Origin of the sequence: Poseidonocella pacifica, from assembly GCF_900111875.1 — a bacterium.
GTDB classification, from domain to species: Bacteria; Pseudomonadota; Alphaproteobacteria; order Rhodobacterales; family Rhodobacteraceae; genus Poseidonocella; species Poseidonocella pacifica.
The window spans coordinates 270,179-289,104 of the sequence record NZ_FOJU01000002.1 but is presented as its reverse complement, the minus strand read 5'-3'; the positions used below and the strand labels follow the sequence as shown (position 1 = coordinate 289,104).

18 protein-coding genes and 1 riboswitch are annotated in these 18,926 nt (G+C 61.5%); of the genes, 15 read left to right on the top strand and 3 right to left on the bottom strand.

Features of this window, described 5'->3' with window-relative positions:
- The first annotated feature begins 47 nt into the window (after positions 1 to 47).
- Together BM234_RS06535 and BM234_RS06530 are read left to right on the top strand one after the other, a co-directional pair.
- Entirely contained in the window at positions 48 to 1,103 is a 1,056-nt protein-coding gene (locus BM234_RS06535; RefSeq protein WP_092063239.1) for a GSCFA domain-containing protein, read from the top strand.
- The gene (locus BM234_RS06530) at positions 1,100 to 1,813 is read left to right on the top strand and encodes a hypothetical protein (protein ID WP_092062088.1); all 714 of its coding nucleotides are present in this window, start codon (positions 1,100 to 1,102) and stop codon (positions 1,811 to 1,813) included. The genes BM234_RS06535 and BM234_RS06530 overlap by 4 nt, the downstream gene beginning before the upstream one ends.
- Positions 1,814 to 1,823: 10 nt before the next feature.
- Here the strand turns inward: BM234_RS06530 and BM234_RS06525 are convergent, their stop codons facing one another.
- Both BM234_RS06525 and BM234_RS06520 read right to left on the bottom strand, forming a co-directional pair.
- A complete protein-coding gene (locus BM234_RS06525; protein ID WP_092062084.1) occupies positions 1,824 to 3,866 on the bottom strand; it encodes an ASKHA domain-containing protein in 2,043 nt (680 codons plus the stop codon).
- A 61-nt stretch (positions 3,867 to 3,927) separates the two neighbouring features.
- Entirely contained in the window at positions 3,928 to 4,806 is an 879-nt protein-coding gene (locus tag BM234_RS06520) for a glycosyltransferase family protein (protein WP_092063236.1), read from the bottom strand.
- A gap of 117 nt (positions 4,807 to 4,923) precedes the next feature.
- Between BM234_RS06520 and miaB the strand changes: the two genes are divergently transcribed.
- From miaB to BM234_RS06500, 4 genes are all read left to right on the top strand, one after another.
- Entirely contained in the window at positions 4,924 to 6,252 is a 1,329-nt protein-coding gene (gene miaB, locus BM234_RS06515) for a tRNA (N6-isopentenyl adenosine(37)-C2)-methylthiotransferase MiaB (protein ID WP_092062081.1), read from the top strand.
- Positions 6,253 to 6,350: 98 nt separating this feature from the next.
- Positions 6,351 to 6,869 carry an OmpA family protein gene (locus BM234_RS06510; RefSeq protein ID WP_139226772.1) on the top strand — a complete coding sequence of 173 codons (519 nt, stop codon included), beginning with the start codon at positions 6,351 to 6,353 and terminating at the stop codon, positions 6,867 to 6,869.
- The gene (locus tag BM234_RS06505; RefSeq protein ID WP_092062075.1) at positions 6,854 to 7,228 is read left to right on the top strand and encodes a hypothetical protein; all 375 of its coding nucleotides are present in this window, start codon (positions 6,854 to 6,856) and stop codon (positions 7,226 to 7,228) included. The genes BM234_RS06510 and BM234_RS06505 overlap by 16 nt, the downstream gene beginning before the upstream one ends.
- Positions 7,229 to 7,351: 123 nt before the next feature.
- Positions 7,352 to 8,365 (top strand): PhoH family protein, encoded by a 1,014-nt coding sequence (locus BM234_RS06500; protein ID WP_092062072.1) that lies wholly within the window; start codon positions 7,352 to 7,354, stop codon positions 8,363 to 8,365.
- Here the strand turns inward: BM234_RS06500 and htpX are convergent, their stop codons facing one another.
- Positions 8,366 to 9,223, bottom strand: coding sequence for a zinc metalloprotease HtpX (gene htpX, locus BM234_RS06495; RefSeq protein WP_092062069.1), 858 nt, complete (start codon positions 9,221 to 9,223; stop codon positions 8,366 to 8,368).
- Between the two features lie 64 nt (positions 9,224 to 9,287).
- On the opposite strand from htpX, the gene ybeY reads away from it, so the two are divergent.
- The 9 genes from ybeY to rpsA all read left to right on the top strand — a co-directional run bounded on the left by ybeY (position 9,288) and on the right by rpsA (position 18,753).
- Positions 9,288 to 9,779, top strand: a complete 492-nt coding sequence (ybeY, locus tag BM234_RS06490) for an rRNA maturation RNase YbeY (RefSeq protein WP_092062066.1) — start codon at positions 9,288 to 9,290, stop codon at positions 9,777 to 9,779.
- Positions 9,780 to 9,808: 29 nt separating this feature from the next.
- Positions 9,809 to 10,696: a transporter associated domain-containing protein gene (locus BM234_RS06485; RefSeq protein ID WP_092062064.1), complete on the top strand. Its 888-nt coding sequence runs from the start codon at positions 9,809 to 9,811 to the stop codon at positions 10,694 to 10,696.
- 17 nt (positions 10,697 to 10,713) lie between these two features.
- Complete coding sequence (lnt, locus tag BM234_RS06480; protein ID WP_092062061.1) at positions 10,714 to 12,126, top strand: apolipoprotein N-acyltransferase; 1,413 nt, start codon at positions 10,714 to 10,716, stop codon at positions 12,124 to 12,126.
- Between the two features lie 32 nt (positions 12,127 to 12,158).
- Positions 12,159 to 12,207, top strand: a riboswitch (SAM-SAH riboswitch).
- A 6-nt stretch (positions 12,208 to 12,213) separates the two neighbouring features.
- Complete coding sequence (gene metK / locus BM234_RS06475; protein ID WP_092062057.1) at positions 12,214 to 13,395, top strand: methionine adenosyltransferase; 1,182 nt, start codon at positions 12,214 to 12,216, stop codon at positions 13,393 to 13,395.
- 111 nt (positions 13,396 to 13,506) lie between these two features.
- A complete protein-coding gene (gene trmB / locus BM234_RS06470) occupies positions 13,507 to 14,220 on the top strand; it encodes a tRNA (guanine(46)-N(7))-methyltransferase TrmB (RefSeq protein ID WP_092062054.1) in 714 nt (237 codons plus the stop codon).
- 73 nt (positions 14,221 to 14,293) lie between these two features.
- Complete coding sequence (gene aroA / locus BM234_RS06465) at positions 14,294 to 15,640, top strand: 3-phosphoshikimate 1-carboxyvinyltransferase (protein ID WP_092062052.1); 1,347 nt, start codon at positions 14,294 to 14,296, stop codon at positions 15,638 to 15,640.
- 5 nt (positions 15,641 to 15,645) lie between these two features.
- Positions 15,646 to 16,257 (top strand): (d)CMP kinase, encoded by a 612-nt coding sequence (gene cmk, locus BM234_RS06460; protein ID WP_092062049.1) that lies wholly within the window; start codon positions 15,646 to 15,648, stop codon positions 16,255 to 16,257.
- A gap of 126 nt (positions 16,258 to 16,383) precedes the next feature.
- A complete protein-coding gene (locus tag BM234_RS06455; protein ID WP_092062046.1) occupies positions 16,384 to 16,866 on the top strand; it encodes a DUF4168 domain-containing protein in 483 nt (160 codons plus the stop codon).
- Positions 16,867 to 17,073: 207 nt separating this feature from the next.
- Positions 17,074 to 18,753: a 30S ribosomal protein S1 gene (gene rpsA, locus BM234_RS06450; protein WP_092062043.1), complete on the top strand. Its 1,680-nt coding sequence runs from the start codon at positions 17,074 to 17,076 to the stop codon at positions 18,751 to 18,753.
- Positions 18,754 to 18,926: the final 173 nt, after the last annotated feature.

The following is an 18,926-nucleotide window of genomic DNA, read 5'->3' as shown; positions in this document are numbered from 1 at the left end:
TGAACGTGTTTCCCATCGGATACCCCTCCCCAGACAAAGCCGAAATCATGAACCCATATAGCGCCCTTCCCCCCGAAGCTTTTTGGAAGACTGGGGTGGAGCGTTCGAACCCGTTTCAGATCGAAAACCTGTATACGAAGAAGTGGAGTATCGCCCGCCGGCACAAGATCGCCACCGCGGGCAGCTGCTTTGCGCAGCATATCTCCCGGTACATGAATCGGTCAGGTTATGAGGTGCTGAACGTGGAGCCAACGCCCGGTGGACTTCCGCAGGAGCTTGCGCAGAAATACGGGTATTCGATGTATTCGGCCCGATACGGCAATATCTACACGCTCCTTCAACTGCTTCAGCTTTTGCGGGAGGCCGCCGGGACGATTCAGATCGACGATGAGGATCTCGCGTGGCAACGACCCGATGGCGCGTATATCGACGCCTTCCGTCCCGCCGTGGAGCCGGACGGCCTACCCACGGTCGCGGAGGTTCGTAAACATCGGGAATACCACCTGAGCCGTGTGCGGGAGATGTTCCAGAACATGGATATCTTCGTCTTCACCATGGGGCTGACCGAGACATGGGAGAATGCAGCGACATCCTTGGTCTATCCGAGCGTGCCGGGGGTGTTCGGGGGGACCTTCGATCCCGAGGTGTACAAGTTTCGGAACATCGGTTTTGCCGATAACCTCCGCGCATTCCGGCAGTTTCACAAGGAACTGGTGGAATTCCGGGGTAAACGGCCCCTGCGCTATCTCCTGACGGTCTCGCCTGTGCCTCTTACGGCAACGGCATCGGGGGAGCATGTGTTGCCCGCGACGGTCTATTCCAAGTCGGTGTTGCGGGCCGTGGCAGGGCAACTTGCGCAAGATCACCGCTACGTAGACTATTTCCCATCCTACGAGATCATCACCAATCAGGCGGCGAGGTCCGTTTTCTATGAGAATAACTTGCGTTCCGTTCGCAACGACGGGGTAGAAACCGTCATGAAGGTCTTTTTCAGCCAGCATCCGCGTCTGTCCGCGCTTCCCGCGAAAGCGGGCAAATCCGCCGAGAAAACCGAAGAGGACGTGCAGTGCGAAGAGGCTGTGCTTGAGGCATTCGGTCGATGAGCCGCCGGATTCTCGTGCTTGGCAGCAGCCATGCTGCAACGCTTTACCTGGCAAAGGAGGTGTTTGCGCAACGGCCTTCGGTGACTGTGGATTGGTTCGTGACGCCCGCCAATCTGGAATTCCAGATCGATCAGAACACCACGCAAATCTCCTCCCCCCCGGCCTATTCTTCGCGTGCCCAGTCTAACAGAACCGTGGTTGTCGGTGGGCGCGACGAGGGGATCTTTGCAAGCGACTACGACGCCATCATCTATTCGGCGATCGGTCTGCGCCCTGTCGGTGTGCTCAAGTCCCATCCCGCCCGCGCACTGGCCAAGATGCCAGTCTCGGAGGGGTTGTTGAACTCCATGGTGCGGGAGCATGAGAATATGCGATGGCATCGCGGCAACCTTGAGGCTTTGCGGAGTGCGGGTTTTGAGGGGCGGGTGATCTGTGAGCCGTGGATCCGCCCGATCCGGCTGCCCGCAGGAATGAGCATGGAGCATTGGACGCGGTTCTGTGACGCAGAGGCGCAGTATGTGGGGCAATTGGGCGACGCGCTAAACTGCGAGGTGCTGCCACGGCCTCAGGCCCGCGAGTATCTGAGTGCGCCAAAGGATGCCGCTAATCAGGAAACGGATGCGACACACGGCAGCCGCTCCTATGCCATTTCCATGGTAAACAGGTTGCTCGATCACTTGGATGTGGAGGCAGAAAGGCAGACGGCCTGAACCCGCCGCCTCAGCGTGCGCGGCGGCGACGTCTGGTCGGTGCGCCGTCACCTCCGCCGCCCGAATTGAACGACAGATCTGGCAGGGGAACGAGCGCGCGCAGTAACGGGAAAGGCTCCGCCGCGTTGGGCATGGCCGAGGCGTTCACGAAATGCTCCTGAAACCGCGGCTCGATCGCGGTTTCGATCTTTTCGATACGGCCCACCGTTTCCTCGATTTCGCCCCGTGCGTCGCGGTTAAGCAATGCGATGCGCGCCCCGGTCCCCGCCGCGTTTCCCGCCGAGGTGACCTTTTCAAGCGGCGCATCGGGGATCATGCCAAGCACCATGGCATGCTTGGGGGAGATATGTGCGCCGAAGGCACCGGCCAGAACCACCCGGTCGACGGTCTCCACTTCCATCTTGTCCATCAAAAGCCGCGCCCCGGCATAGAGCGCGGCTTTGGCCATCTGAATCGCGCGGATGTCGGGGTTGGTCACCGTAATGAGCGGCCCATCCTCTGCGCGTCCATCGTGCAGCACGTAGGAATGTGTGCGACCGTCGGGAATGCAGAGGGGGGTGCCCGTTTGCTCCGCAGAGCCAATGAGGCCCGAAGCATCGACGATGCCCGCCATTCGCATTTCGGCAATCGCCTCGATAATGCCCGACCCGCAGATGCCGGTGATACCGGTGACGGCCGTTTCCTCGGCGAAACCTGCATCGGTCGACCACAGATCGGACCCAATCACCTTGAAGCGCGGCGCCTTTGTCACGGGGTCAATTTCGACGCGTTCGATGGCGCCCGGTGCGGCGCGCTGACCCGAGCTGATCTGCGCCCCTTCGAAGGCAGGGCCGGTGGGGGAGGAACAGGCAAGAACGCGGGTCTTATTGCCAAGCTGGATCTCGGCATTGGTGCCTACATCGACGATCAGAACGAGGTCTTCGCTTTTGTCAGGCGCTTCGGAAAGCGCCACGGCGGCGGCATCGGCCCCGACGTGGCCCGCAATGCAGGGCAGGATATAGGTGCGCGCGGCGGGATGAATCGAAAGGTCCAGATCTCGGGCCATGAGGCGGAGCGCGCCGGAGGTCGCCAAGGCAAAGGGCGCCTGACCGAGTTCATAGGGGTCGATCCCGAGGAAGAGGTGATGCATGACCGGGTTGCAGACAAAAACCGCATCCATGATCAGCGATGTTTCGATCCCCGCCTCTTCGGAGATACGCGCGAACAACGTATTCATGCCCTCGCGGACCGCGGCGGTCATCTCCGCCGCACCCGTTTCGTTCATCATTGCATAGCTCACGCGGCTCATGAGGTCTTCGCCGAAACGAATTTGCGGATTCATGATGCCGGAGGAGGCAGTCACCGCGCCGGTGCGCAGATCACACAGATGGGCCGCGATGGTGGTGCTGCCGAGGTCGACCGCGATCCCATAGATGGTGCCGTCGTAAAAGCCGGGCCAAAGGTGCATGATGCGCGGCGCCGGGTCGGAATTCCCCTGATGCAGCGCCACCGTAATCTTCCACGCGCCCTTTCGGAGCGCTGGTTGCAATTGTCCAAGAATATGCAGGTCCGCGTCAACAGTCGGAATGTCCCATTGCTCCGCAAGCGCCGCCTTGACCCGCTCAAGATCGCCAGCGGGATCGTGCATATCGGGTTCCGCCACCTCGATATAGGCGAGCCGGACGGTGGGATTTAGGATGATGTCGTGCGCTTCGGCACGCTTTCTGACAACCTGTTTGTGAACCTGACTTTCGGCGGGCACGTCAATGACCACGTCACGCAGAATGGTCGCCTGACAGCCAAGCCGCCGGCCCGGTTTCAGCCCCCGTTTTTCATCATAGCGAGCCTCGACCTTGTTCCAGTCAGAGAGGGCGTCCTCGTGTACGGTGACACCATGCTTAGAGAACTCGCCATATGAGGGCTGCACCTGACATTTCGAGCAGATCCCGCGCCCGCCGCACACACTGTCGAGATCGACCCCAAGCTGCCGGGCCGCCGTCAGAACTGGCGTGCCTGCGGGAAACCGACCACGTTTGCCGGAGGGTGTGAAGATGACGAGGGGGTCTTGGCTCATGGTGTATCCGTACATTGAATCCGCGTCAGCATAGGGGTCTTCTAGCGGAGGGAAACCCCGATCAGAACCACTGCCCCGGTTCCATCAAGCCAAGGTCCATCAGTTGCTGGGAATGCCATTCAAAGGGGGCCGAATTTCGCCACATGAAACTGGGAATATCGAAGGTGCTGCCGGGATTGCGCTTCAGCGCCTTGGCCGTCCGAAAGGACGCTATCACCGCCGTGAGGTTATGATGCCAGGGGCATGCATAGGTGTTCCATTCTTCATCCGTGTGCGTGTGATCGGCGCGCAAGCGGACACCTGACCGAGCGCGGAACAGGGAAATGCGGTCGATGCGCCGACGCTCCTGCGGCACGTGTTCTTCAAAGCGCCAGCGAAGGCCGCCATAAAAATCGAGCTGCCGTTCCAGCGTTGCCCCAGTGACCGCATCCTGACGGGCGAGAGCATAGTACCCTGCGGTATCGAGATGAGCAGTAGGGAGATCCACGGCATTGGGGTGGTCTGAAAGGTCCGGCGCATAGAGATCAACGACATAGGCCAGCATGGCCTCGCGGCGCTCCTCTCCATGGAACGTCAGCAATTCTCCGATGCTGCGGGTCTCGCTGAAGGGGAAGAACAGGTATTCGGCGTTGTATCCATAGTATATCCACCTGCCCGGTAGTGCGTTCGCGGCCAGATTGACCGCATCGGGCAATGCTCCGGTTGCGCGGGTGTCGAATTCCACCTGGTGCACCCGTGGATCGTCGGGTAGGTCGAGCGCGAGATCGGGGGGGGAAAGCACAAGGACGGCGCCGAAACCGAGGTTGAGGTGATGCGCCACGGTGCTGGTCGCCTCTATGGCGTCCTCCATCAGCAAGACCGCCACGGGACCAGCCGCGATCCCGCGTTGCAGGGTCCGGAGCAGGCTGGGGTTGGAGATGGGGTCTGATCGGCGCAACATCTGGATCATATCATTTGCTGGAGGCTTCGACATAGGGGCAACGGGCGTGCCATTGCAAGGTCAAGGCCGAGGCGTTAGAACGCGCGCTCAATCCCCTTGTCCGCAGGAGCCCAACCAATGACGGCCCCCAAGAAGCTCTTCATCAAGACCTATGGCTGTCAGATGAATGTCTATGACAGCGAGCGCATGGCCGAGGCACTCGGCGGGCAAGGCTATGTAGAGACCGCTACGCCCGATGACGCGGATATGATCCTGCTCAACACCTGCCATATCCGTGAGAAGGCCGCCGAGAAGGTCTATTCCGAACTTGGCCGCTTCAGGGGCCTCAAGGCCGAGCGGCCCGACCTCAAGATCGGTGTGGCGGGATGTGTGGCTCAGGCCGAAGGCGCCGAGATCATGCGGCGGCAACCGCTCGTCGATCTGGTCGTGGGTCCGCAGAGCTATCACCGCCTGCCTGAGCTGGAGGCCAAGGCCCGCAGCGGGGAGAAGGCGCTCGATACGGACTTTCCCGAAGAGGACAAGTTCGAACACCTGAAAAGCCGCCCCAAATCAAAGCGGGGACCCACCGCGTTCCTGACGGTGCAGGAGGGGTGCGACAAGTTCTGTGCCTTTTGCGTCGTACCCTATACCCGCGGTGCGGAAGTCTCCCGTCCTGTCGGGCGAATTCTCGACGAGGCGCGCGAACTCGTTGAACGCGGCGTGCGGGAAATCACACTGCTTGGGCAGAACGTCAATGGATACCATGGCACGGGGCCTGATGGGGCCGACTGGTCGCTCGCGCGTCTCATCTGGGCGCTCGACGGGATCGACGGGCTAGAGCGTATCCGGTTCACGACCTCGCACCCCAACGACATGTCGGACGATCTGATCGAGGCCCACGGGACCTGCGCCAAGCTGATGCCCTATCTGCACCTTCCCGTACAGTCAGGCTCCGACCGCATTCTCAAGCGAATGAATCGCAAACATACCGCCGAGGGATATCTGCGCCTGATCGAACGTATCCGCGGCGCGCGGCCCGACATCCTGATGTCCGGCGATTTTATCGTGGGGTTTCCCGAGGAGACGGAGGAAGACTTTCAGGCAACCTTGGATATCGTCGAGGCGGTGAACTACGGCTATGCCTATTCCTTCAAGTATTCGACCCGGCCCGGCACGCCCGCGGCCGAGCGCTCGCAGGTAGATCCCGATGTCGCCTCCGAACGGCTTCAGCGGTTGCAGGCATTGATCACACGGCAACAGCGTGCGGTGCAGGATACGATGGTGGGCCGGGAGCTTGACGTGCTGATCGAAAAGCCGGGACGGAAGCCCGGACAGATGGTTGGCAAGACGGGTTACCTGCACGCTGTGCATATCGCCGATTGCACGGCCGCTCAGGGAGAAACGGTACGCGCGCGCATCACCGAGAGCGGGACCAACTCCCTCTTCGGAGAGCTATGCCGCGATTGATGGCATTCGACACATATGTACCGCAAAAGCGATTGACCGAATGCCGATGCCTGTCGCAGGCTGAAGACCCGGCAATGAAGACTGTGAGGCTGGACATCATGAAATTTGCGACAAAGATCGCTGTCATGGCCGTGTGGGCCAGTGCGGCGCTTGGTATGGCCGCGCCGGCGATTTCGGCCACAGGCGAGGGGCTCCGTGTGACGGGCCGCATCGACTGGAGCCTCTGGATCGATGCTGACGGGTGCCAGCACTGGTGGGCAGATGGCGGTGTCGAAGGCTATATGGTCCCTCGGCGAAATCCCCGCTCTGGGCGCCCCATCTGTTCGAAACCAACACGCTGTCTGGTCAGCGGTACCCTCTTTCAGGGAGATGCTACGACCCTTTCCGAAACGGGTCGCGCGGAACTTGGGCGCTTCTTTGAGGGCCGCAAAGACTCTGCCATATCCATCTATGACAGCTCCGCAAGCCAAGGCTCTGCCGAGCGTCGCAGACGTATTTCGCAAGCAAGGGCAGAGGCGGTCAGCGCGCTCGCCCGGGCATCTGGCAAAGTCGTCGCGTACGAAGGCGCGGCTGCAACGGCGAGCGGAGGGACGGAAATCCAATGCTACGGCTGGTGAACCTCGTGACACGATCCGGGATGATTTTGGGCCTCGGCGCGACCTTGGCGGGATGCTCCATCGAAGGCACCCAGAGCTATGGCGGTGCGGATTCGATTGTGGCCGTTGGACAGGACCAAGGGAATGATCCGGGCGGGCTGGCGCAGGGACGCGCCGCGCTGGCGATCACGCCGGATGGCTGTCAGGTGTGGCTGATCGATGATGGCGTCGAAGGGTATGCCACGGAGCGGTTCAATCCCAGCACGGGCATGCCGGTTTGCAACTCGCGCTATCCTGCGGGGGTTGTCCTTGGCGACTATGATTCAGGGTCCGCCGGTGTCACCGACACCATTTCCGGCCCGCGCCAAGCGCGCCGTTGAGCCTTAGATGAGCGAAAGAGACCAAAACAGCCTTCGCAACGAAAACAAATCGATCCCGGCGCTTGCCAGACGAGGTTGCGCCGGGCACGATCCAGAAAAACGGTTATCGCACTGGAGTTTTGATTGCCGACCACCGTGCTGCCCCCGCTGAAGCAAACCGGCACCCCGCCGGAAGCCCTCCTTGAATTTGCCGACAACCGGCTACTCATTGAATTATGTGGTGAGTTTGATCGTAACCTCGCGGAGCTTGAAAGCAGGCTCGGGGTACAGATTCGCAGGCGCGGCAATCTGCTCGCGATCCATGGCGACGAAGACACCCAGCGAGAGGCCGCCGAAGTCCTGCAGGCCCTTTATGAACGCTTGGAAACCGGGCGTGGCATAGAAACTGGGGACATCGACCGCGAAATCCGTATGGGAGCCAGTACCGAAGAGTCAGGTGCGCAGGACGGCGATCAGTTGGAGATGTTCCGCGGCGGGCGTATTGAGATCCACACGCGCAAGAAGCGGGTCGAACCCAGAACAGAGGCTCAGAAAGCCTATGTGAGGGCGCTTTTCGAGAAGGAATTGGCCTTCGGGATCGGACCGGCGGGAACGGGCAAGACCTACCTTGCCGTCGCCGTGGGCGTGTCGATGTTCATCGAGGGCCACGTGGACCGGATCGTTCTGTCCCGCCCGGCGGTAGAGGCGGGTGAGAAACTCGGCTACCTTCCCGGTGACATGAAGGACAAAGTCGATCCTTACATGCAGCCGCTCTATGATGCCCTGAACGATTTCCTTCCGGGCAAGCAGGTTGCGAAACTCATCGAAGAAAAGAAGATAGAGATCGCGCCGCTCGCCTTCATGCGCGGGCGCACGCTGGCCAACGCCTTTGTGGTGCTAGATGAGGCACAAAATGCCACGACGATGCAGATGAAGATGTTCCTCACCCGGTTGGGTGAAGGATCCCGCATGGTCATCACCGGTGATCGCAGTCAGGTCGATCTGCCCCGCGGGGTCACGTCTGGCCTTAGCGATGCAGAGAGGCTCCTCGCGCATATTCCTGCCATCAGCTTCAGCTATTTCACGGCCAAGGATGTGGTGCGTCACCCGCTGGTCGCGCGAATCATCGAAGCCTACGACGCGGACAACCCGGCCTGATCAGCCCCACGGTCCCGCACTTTGGGTCCGTGCCACACCCGCCATCTGACGGAGCGCCGCAACGCGGTTTTCCGTGGCTGGGTGCGTGGAAAAGAGATTGTCACGCTTGTGGGCGTGAAGTGGATTGATGATAAACATATGGGCGGTGGCGGGATTGCGCTCCGCGGCCTCATTGTCGATTCTCGACGCGCCCATCTGTATCCGCTCCAGCGCTGAGGCAAGCCAAAGCGGGTGCCCGCAAATCTCCGCACCGGCCTTGTCGGCGGAATATTCGCGGGTCCGGCTAATGGCCATCTGAACGAGTGCCGCTGCGAGCGGGGCGAGGAACATCAGCGCGAGAGTTCCGATAAGGCCCACACCGTTGTCGCGCCGACCCCCAAAGAACATGGCGAAATTGGCCAACATGGTGATCGCCCCGGCGAAGGTCGCCGTTACGGTCATGATCGCCGTATCGTGGTTGCGGATATGGGCCAACTCGTGGGCGATGACCCCGGCCAACTCTTCCCGCGACAGCGTCCTCATCAACCCGGTGGTCACCGCCACCGCCGCGTTTTGGGGATTACGCCCGGTTGCGAAGGCATTGGGTTGCGGCGTGTCGATCAGGTATACGGCAGGCATCGGCAATCCTGCGTTTCGTGCCAGGCTCGCGACGAGATCAGGAAGCGCGCCTTGAGTCACCACTTGGGCGTTGTGCATGCGCAGAATCATCCGGTCGGAATTCCACCAGGTGAAACCGTTCATCGCAGCCGCCGCGACCAGCGCGATCACCATGCCGCCGGTCCCGCCCATCAAATAGCCGATCCCCATGAACAAGGCCGTCATGGCGGCCATCAGCATGGCAGTCTTGACATATCCCATGACCTGAACTCCTTAGCGCTCTACGTCATGCCATATAGGGGATGCGCGACAGACAGGAAGTGCGATGATCGTCGAAACCATGATCGAAGATGCCCGGTGGGAAGAGGTTGCGCTCGAAACGCTTGCGGAGAGCTCCGTTGCCGCAACTTTGGCGCATTTGGGTTTGGGGCACGATTGGGAAGTATCTCTGCTTGCCTGTGACGACGCTCGTATCGCCTCTCTCAACGGTGACTTCCGCAAGAAACCTCAACCAACGAATGTCCTGTCGTGGCCCTCAGAGGAGCGGGGGGCAGAGGATGATGGGGCCGAGCCGGCCCCCCCCGATCCGGACGGCGATACGGAGCTGGGAGATATCGCCATCGCTTGGGAAACCTGCGTGCGCGAAGCAGAGGTGGGCGACAAACCGCTTTCGGACCATGTGACGCATCTTCTGGTTCATGCCACGTTGCATTTGTTGGGTTATGATCACACTCGAAACGCGGATGCGGCCCTGATGGAGGGGCTTGAACGTGAGATACTTGGCAAAATGGGTCTGCCTGACCCATACTCGATGTAACCGGGGTATGCCCCCGACGGAAAGGATTCATGGGCGACAGTACTGATGAGTCTTCTGACGCTGCGCAAAGCGCGCAGCCGGAAGGCCAGATAGACGTTCCGCAAGGGGGATTCCTCCGCCGCCTTTTTGGTGGCACGTCCGAAACCGATGAGACGGGCGAGGTGAACGGGGCCGAGCAGGCGCCGAAGCCGAAAGCGACCCACGGGCTTTTCAACCTGCGACGCAAGCGTGTTGAAGACGTCTCCATTCCCAAGGTCGAGATCGTTGCGGTCCCTTCGACCATCACGCGCGAAGATCTTGTCGAAGTGTTCCGCGAAAGCGGGATGAGCCGGCTGCCCGTGTACAAGGGAACATTGGATACCCCGATTGGCATGGTGCATCTGAAGGATTTTGCGCTGCGCCACGGGTTCAACGGGGATAGCGGCCGGTTTGTCATCTCCAAGATGCTCCGGCCGCTGCTTTATGTCCCGCCATCGATGCCCTTGGGCGTCTTGCTCACCAAGATGCAGACTGAGCGGCGGCACATGGCGCTCGTGATTGATGAATACGGCGGCGTCGACGGCTTGGTGACCATTGAGGACTTGATCGAGCAGGTGGTCGGTGAGATCGAAGACGAGCACGATCTCGAGGAAGACGAACTCTGGAGCGAGGAACGGCCGGGGTGCTATCTTGCTCAGGCGCGGACTCCACTGAGCGATTTCGAAACAGCGATCGGAATGGCCCTGACGGAGCACGAGGATATCGATGAGGAAGAGATCGACACTCTTGGCGGTCTCGTCTTCATGCTTGCGGGGCGCGTACCTGCGCGCGGCGAAGTGGTCGAACATCCGTCCGGGGTCGAATTCGAGGTGATCGACGCAGACCCTCGGCGGATCAAGCGTATGCGGGTCCTGCTGCCTGACGTGCCCGCCGCGTGAAACGACACGAGGCGGTGATGGCCGCTGGAGCGGGGCTGGTGGCGGGGCTTTCGCAAGCCCCGTTCGACTTGCCGCCGCTTGGCCTATTGGGGTTTTCCGCTGCAATCTGGCTCTGGTATCGTGCGACCTCCGTGCGCGAGGCGACGCTGTTGGGGCTCTGTACCGGCATCGGGTATTTCGCGCTTGTCCTGTTTTGGATTGTTGAACCCTTCTTCGTCGATGTGGCGCGTCACGGGTGGATGGCCCCTTTCGCTCTTGTCTTGATGTCGGGGGGAATGGCGCTTTTTTGGGGGGCGGCCTTTGGTGCGGCACGTCTTGCCGGAGGCGGGTGGGCTATCGTGCCGTTCTGGGCCCTTCTGGAGTTGGCCCGAGCGTATATTTTTACTGGGTTTCCATGGGCCATGCCCGCTCAGGCATTGATCGACGGTCAGGCCGGTCAACTTCTGGCTTGGGTCGGCCCGCACGGGGCGAACATACTTCTCTTTGCGGTTGCAGCCTTGCCCGCCTTTTTCGGACGGCGAGGGGGGCTGGCTGTTGCGGCCGTCTCCGCGCTAAGTCTGGTTTCCCTTCCTGCACCAGAGCCGAGCACCGGCCCGATCCTGCGCCTCGTGCAGCCGAACGCTGCGCAGCACGAGAAGTGGGACCCGGCGCTTACCGAGCGCTTTCTCCAGCGCAAGCTTGACTATACTGCCGCAATGCCCCGCCCCGATCTGATCGTCTGGCCCGAAACTTCGGTGCCGTATTTGATGGAATATGCGGAGCCAATCTTCGCGCGGATTGCGGAGGCTGCCAACGGCACTCCTGTGGTCGTTGGGGTGATGCGCATGGAAAAGGGTAAGCTTTACAATTCGCTCCGCGTGGTCGGGGGTGGGCCATCCGCACCGCTTTATGACAAACACCATCTCGTGCCCTTCGGCGAATACGTTCCGTTTGCCGAACTCGCCGCGCGGATGGGTATCTTTGGTTTGGCGACGGACAGGCTTGGTGGATACAGCCCGGGGCCCGGTCCTAGGTTGATCGATATCGAAGGGATTGGGGCCGCGCTGCCTCTCATCTGCTACGAGGCCGTTTTCCCGCAACATGCCCGAACTGAGGGCGGTCGACCGAGGTTGCTTTTGCAGATCACGAACGATGCTTGGTTCGGGTCTTTTTCCGGTCCTTATCAGCACCTAGCGCAGGCACGCATGCGGGCCATCGAGCAGGGGCTGCCGCTCGCCAGAGCGGCCAATACCGGGGTGTCCGCACTGATCGACGGGCGCGGGCGTATCCGGGGGGCAATACCGCTGAATGAGGCGGGGTATGTCGATCTGCCTCTGCCGGACGTACGGCCTCCCACTCTCTATTCGCGCACCGGGGACGGGCCATACGGGGTGTTGCTTTTCATTATGTGCGGTACGGTGGTGTTGCGCTCGCGTAGGTTGCAACGTTGACGACGGGCGGCATTCCCCTTAATCGCTGTGTTTCCCCGTCACAACGGCTTCCTGAAGTGACGGCGTCAATCCATTGGAGCGCCCTTCATGTCTCGCCAGAATTATATCTTTACCTCGGAATCCGTTTCCGAGGGGCATCCAGACAAGGTCTGTGATCGCATTTCCGATGCCGTGCTTGATGCGCTGCTCGCCGAAGAGCCGGAGGCGCGGGTCGCCTGCGAGACCTTTGCCACGACGAACCGTGTCGTCATCGGCGGGGAGGTCGGCCTCTCCGACAAGGCCAAACTTGCTGACTATATGGACCGGATCGAAGGGATTGCGCGAGAGTGCATCCGTGACATTGGCTATGAGCAAGACAAGTTCCACCACGCCACTTGCGAGGTGACCAACCTGCTCCATGAGCAATCCGCTCATATCGCCCAAGGAGTCGACGCCGCGCACGACAAGGAAGAGGGCGCGGGCGATCAGGGTATCATGTTTGGTTATGCCTCGGATGAAACCGATGAGTTGATGCCAGCGCCCATTCAGTTCGCGCATCGCATCCTTCGCAGACTCGCCGAGGTGCGCAAAGACGGAACCGAACCGACGCTGCGCCCCGATGCCAAGAGCCAGATTTCAGTGCGCTATGAAAACGGCGAGCCGGTCGGTGTGTCTTCGATCGTGCTGTCGACCCAGCACGCGGACGAGGGCCAGACGAGCGCGGATATCCGAGAGATTGTGGAGCCCTATATCCGCGAAGTCCTTCCCGAAGGCTGGATCACCGCCGAAACCGAATGGTGGGTCAACCCCACAGGCCGCTTTGTCATTGGTGGACCGGATGGGGATGCAGGTCTAACGGGGCGTAAGATCATCGTCGATACCTACGGAGGCGCCGCGCCGCATGGCGGAGGTGCGTTTTCGGGGAAGGATCCAACCAAGGTGGATCGCTCGGCGGCCTATGCGGCGCGGTATCTGGCCAAGAACGTTGTCGCCTCCGGGATGGCGCGGCGTTGCCTGATCCAGCTTAGCTATGCAATTGGTGTGGCACGGCCCTTGTCCATCTATGCCGATACCTTTGGGACCGGTGAGGTGGATCCTGCGGCGATCGAGCGGGCGGTAAATCAGGTCATGGACCTCACGCCGCGCGGTATCCGCACCCATCTTGATCTCAATCGTCCTATCTATGCCCGCACCGCTGCTTATGGCCACTTCGGCCGCGCGCCCGAAGCGGACGGTGGTTTCTCTTGGGAGCGGACGGACCTGACCGAGGCGCTGAAGAAAGCCGTCTGATTTTGCGGCCGTAGAAATGGTGCAGACCCCGCGAGTGGCGGGGCCTGCTGCGCGCGGCCTCACACGTGCTGTGGCTTGCGATACGTGAGCCAAGGCGCTACGAGGCCCGCCATGACCGAGACAAAGCACCCCAAAGGCGCACCGTGGCGCAACTTCTATGGCAGGATGAAGGGTAAAACCTTGCGCCCTTCGCAGGAGGTCTATCTCGAAGAGGACCTTGCGGCTCTCTCGCCGGGAAATGTGGACTGGGATGTGAATCCTGAGCGGTTCCCGCTTGGCCTCGCGGGGCTCTTTGGCGGTCGCCCCGTCTGGCTCGAAATAGGTTTCGGCGGCGGCGAGCATCTGGTGCATCAAGCCGAGCAGAACCCAGAGGTGGGGATCATCGGCTGCGAGCCGTACATCAACGGCGTCGCGATGTTGCTCGGCAAGATTCGGCAAGCGGCGGTGGACAATCTCAGGGTGCATCCTGGTGATGTGAGGGATCTGTTCGATGTTCTCCCCGATGCATCCATCGAAAGAGCGTTTCTTCTCTATCCCGACCCTTGGCCCAAGAAACGTCATCATCGCCGCCGGTTCGTGACCAGTGACTATCTGGAGCCGCTGTCGCGCGTGATGAAGCCCGGGGCGGTATTCCGGGTGGCGACCGATATTCCCGATTACGTACGTCAAACGCTCGAAGAAGTCCCACGGCACGGATTCGAATGGCTGGGGGAACGCGCGAGCGATTGGCGTGAGCCATGGGGCGACTGGATCAGCACGCGCTATGAGAAGAAGGCGCTGCGAGAGGGGCGGGTGCCCCACTACCTGACCTTCCGCCGGCTGTAGTCACCTCGGATGGACGCAGGCACCGGCCTGCGCTATCAGGCAGCCGACACACTCCCGAAGAGAAGGCCCGCCCATGTCCTCCCACGGCATTCCGACCCCGATGACCTCGTATCCCTCCGGGCCGCTAGTCGGCACAGCGGAGGTGCCCGGTGACAAGTCGATCTCTCACCGCGCCTTGATCCTCGGGGCCATGGCCGTGGGCGAGACGAGGGTGACGGGCTTGCTCGAGGGGCAGGACGTTCTGGATACGGCCAAGGCCATGCGCGCCTTCGGGGCCGAAGTCACACGTCATGGGGAGGGCGAGTGGTCGATCCACGGCGTCGGCACGGGCGGTTTTGCGGAACCCGGCGAAGTAATCGATTGCGGCAATTCCGGCACGGGCGTGCGCCTCATCATGGGGGCGATGGCGACGACACCGATCACCGCGACCTTTACGGGCGATGCCAGCCTGAACAAACGCCCCATGGCCCGGATCACCGACCCCCTTGCCCTGTTCGGGGCTACGGCGCATGGCCGCTCTGGCGGGCGGTTGCCGATGACGATCGTGGGCGCGTCCAATCCGGTCCCGGTGCGCTACGTGACCCCAGTTCCTTCGGCGCAGGTGAAATCAGCGGTGCTTTTGGCAGGCCTCAATGCGCCGGGTGAGACGATCGTCATCGAGAAGGAGGCGACCAGGGACCACTCAGAGCGCATGTTGGCGGGCTTCGGCGCGACGCTTACGGTAGAAGACACGGAAGAGGGCCGAGTGATCACGCTTCTGGGGCAGCCGGAGTTGCGCCCGCAACAGATCGCCGTTCCCCGCGATCCCTCCTCCGCTGCCTTTCCGGTATGTGCTGCACTGATCACCGAAGGATCCAACGTGCTGGTTCCCAATATCGGCCTCAATCCGACGCGGGCCGGGCTTTTTACCACGCTGCGCGAGATGGGGGCGGATCTGACCTATGAGAACGAACGTGAAGAGGGCGGCGAGCCGGTCGCCGATCTGCGCGCACGGTTTTCTCCCCAGATGTCCGGGATTGCTGTACCGCCGGAGCGCGCGGCGAGCATGATCGACGAATACCCGATCCTGTCTGTCGTCGCGAGCTTTGCCGAAGGGCGGACCGAAATGCGGGGCGTCAAGGAATTGCGGGTCAAGGAAAGCGATCGCATCGAAGCAATGGCCGTTGGGCTTCGTGCCAATGGCATTGTGGTTGAAGAGGGTGAGGATTGGTGGATTGTCGAAGGGCGGGGGCCACGGGGCGTCCCCGGCGGCGCAACCGCGGCAAGCCACTTGGACCACCGCATCGCCATGTCTTTCCTCGTGCTGGGCATGGGGGCACAGGCGCCGGTATCAGTCGATGACGGAGGCCCGATCCTTACCTCTTTCCCGATATTCGAGCCTTTGATGAGCGCGCTCGGCGCGCGGATTGAAAAGGGGTAGCTCGTATGGCGTTCACGGTGGCAATCGATGGCCCGGCGGCGGCGGGCAAAGGTACTGTCAGCCGGGCGGTGGCAGCGCATTTCGGATTCGCGCATCTCGATACAGGCCTTTTGTACCGTGCCGTCGCCTTTCGCAGTCTCGCGGGCGAGGATCCCATCGCCGCAGCGCAGGCGCTTGTTGCCGAAGATCTAGAGGCGGAGGGGCTACGGACCCAAGCCATTGCTGACGAGGCAAGCAAGGTGGCGTCGATCCCGGATGTGCGTTCCGCCTTGGTAGATTTCCAGCGGGCCTTTGCCCGTCGGTCGGGCGGCGCGGTTCTTGATGGGCGCGACATCGGCACGGTGATCTGTCCTGACGCCGAAGCAAAGCTGTTCGTGACCGCAAGCGCCGAAGTCCGCGCGCGCCGCCGTTGGAAGGAACTTGTCGAGCGCGGCATCGAGGCGGTTTTTGACGAGGTTCTGGCGGAAGTGAAGGCGCGGGATGCCCGGGACAGTTCCCGCATGACCGCGCCCCTTCTGGCGGCTGAGGATGCGGTGCGCATCGACACCTCCGAATTTTCAATAGAAGAGGCCGTCGCCGCGGCAGTGGCGGCGATTGACGCCCGATTGGCGGGCTGACGCCAACGGGGCCGGCGGTTTCGGCGGGTCCTCGCTGGGGTATTTGGGGTGCGCGGCGGGCGCGCCTAGATCGATGCCGTGTCCCGAGAGGACGCACAGCGAGAAACCGTAAAGATTGGAGCAATCATGACTTTCCCGCGACTGATGACCGGAACCGCCGCCGTGCTGGCGATTGCAGCCGCCCCTATGGGCGCAATGGCGCAGGCCACAACCGCACCGAGCGCGCCGCAGGCGGCGCAGGAAGCGCCCGTGACCCCGCCCACTGGTGATGAGACGGCGCAGAGCCCTGATGGTGCCGCACCCTCAATGCCCGGCGGCGTCGAGGTGGCTGAGTACTCCGGAGAAGAGATCGACGCGTTCGCAGAGGCCGTGATCGATGTGTCCGAGATCCGCGATCAATATGCGCCGCAGATGCAGAAGGCGCAAAATGAGCAGGATCAGAAGGCCATCGTCGAAGAGGCAAACGCCGAAATGAAGGCCGCGATCGAGGCAGTGGATGGCATTTCGCTCGACAAGTACATGGCGATCAACCGCGCGGCGACGACGGATCAGGACCTGAATCGCAAGATCGTCCGCCGCATCCAGGAGCTGACGCAGAACGCGGGCTGAGGGGCTGACATGGGACGCGGGGCTTGCCTTGGGCGTCCCATGGGCCTATAGAGCGCGCGTCGACAAGGCGAAAAAGCCGCGAACAACGAGCAGGGTCGGGAGCACCGGCCCTTCTTTGTTTGCGGGGATCGTCCCCTGACCAACCCAAGACCGGCGGAGACAACCGCACGGCCAGAAAATAGACGTTAAAAGGAAACAGACCGCCACATGGCTCAGAACACATCTATGGAGGAATTCGAAGCCCTCCTTAACGAAAGCCTCGAAATGGACACGCCCGATGAGGGCTCTGTCGTAAAGGGCAAGGTCATCGCGATTGAAGCGGGCCAAGCCATCATCGACGTCGGCTACAAGATGGAAGGCCGTGTCGAACTCAAAGAATTCGCAAACCCCGGCGAGACGCCCGACATCTCCGTTGGCGACGAAGTCGAGGTTTACCTCCGCGCGGCTGAAAACTCCCGCGGAGAAGCTGTCATCTCCCGCGAGATGGCACGCCGTGAAGAAGCTTGGGATCGTCTCGAGAAGGCCTATGCGGACGACGCTCGCGTCGAAGGCGCGATCTTTGGCCGTGTCAAAGGTGGCTTCACCGTTGATCTTGGCGGCGCCGTGGCATTCCTGCCCGGCTCTCAGGTTGACGTGCGCCCCGTGCGCGATGCGGGCCCCCTCATGGGTCTCAAGCAGCCGTTCCAGATTCTCAAGATGGACCGTCGCCGTGGCAACATCGTTGTGTCCCGCCGTGCGATCCTCGAAGAGAGCCGTGCCGAACAGCGCGCCGAAGTCATCGCCAACCTTACCGAAGGCCAGACGGTCGACGGTGTGGTCAAGAACATCACCGAGTACGGCGCATTCGTCGACCTCGGCGGCGTGGATGGCTTGCTGCACGTGACCGACATGGCGTGGCGCCGTGTGAACCACCCCAACGAGATTCTCTCGATCGGGGAAACGGTCAAGGTGCAGGTCATCAAGATCAACAAGGACACCCACCGTATCAGCCTCGGCATGAAGCAGCTGCAGGAAGATCCGTGGGATACCGTGGTTGCCAAGTACCCGCTCGATTCGGTTCACACCGGCCGCGTGACGAACATCACCGACTACGGTGCGTTTGTTGAGCTTGAGGCAGGTGTCGAAGGTCTCGTGCACGTTTCCGAGATGTCCTGGACCAAGAAGAACGTTCACCCGGGCAAGATCGTCTCCACCTCGCAGGAAGTGGAAGTCATGGTGCTGGAGATCGACGAGGCCAAGCGCCGCGTGTCTCTCGGCCTCAAGCAGACGATGCGCAACCCGTGGGAAGTCTTTGCGGAAACGCATCCCGAGGGCACTCAGGTCGAGGGCGAGGTCAAGAACATCACCGAATTCGGTCTCTTTGTCGGTCTGCCCGGCGAGATCGACGGGATGGTTCACCTGTCCGACCTCACATGGGAAGGCCGCGGCGAGGATGTCATCGGCAACTATGGCAAGGGCGATATCGTTCAGGCCGTGGTTTCCGAAGTCGACGTCGAGAAGGAGCGCATTTCGCTCTCCATCAAGGCGGTTGACGGCGATCCCTTTGCCGAGGCTGTCGGTGGCGTGAAGCGCGGCACCATCATCACCGTCGAAGTGACGGCGATCGAGGACGGCGGCATCGAAGTCGAGTATGAGGGCATGAAATCCTTCATCCGTCGCTCCGATCTGTCCCGTGACCGTGCCGAACAGCGCCCCGAGCGCTTCCAGGTCGGTGACAAGCTGGATGTTCGCGTGACCAACATCGACGCCAAGACCCGCCGTCTGGGCCTGTCGATCAAGGCGCGTGAAATCGCGGAAGAGAAGGAAGCGGTTGAGCAGTATGGCTCCTCTGCATCCGGTGCTTCGCTCGGCGATATCCTGGGCGCAGCGCTCAAGGGCGACGACTGAGTTTCCGCTCTCTCGATACCAATGACCGGAGGGTCCCGCTTAACCGCGGGGCCCTTTTTCGATTCTCCCACAGCGCATGTTGAACGCATCCTTTGAGTGCGAAGCTTGGGCATGAGATGTGGAGTGACGGGGAAAAAGGCGGGGCAAGCACCCGAATTATCTGATTTCCCTCA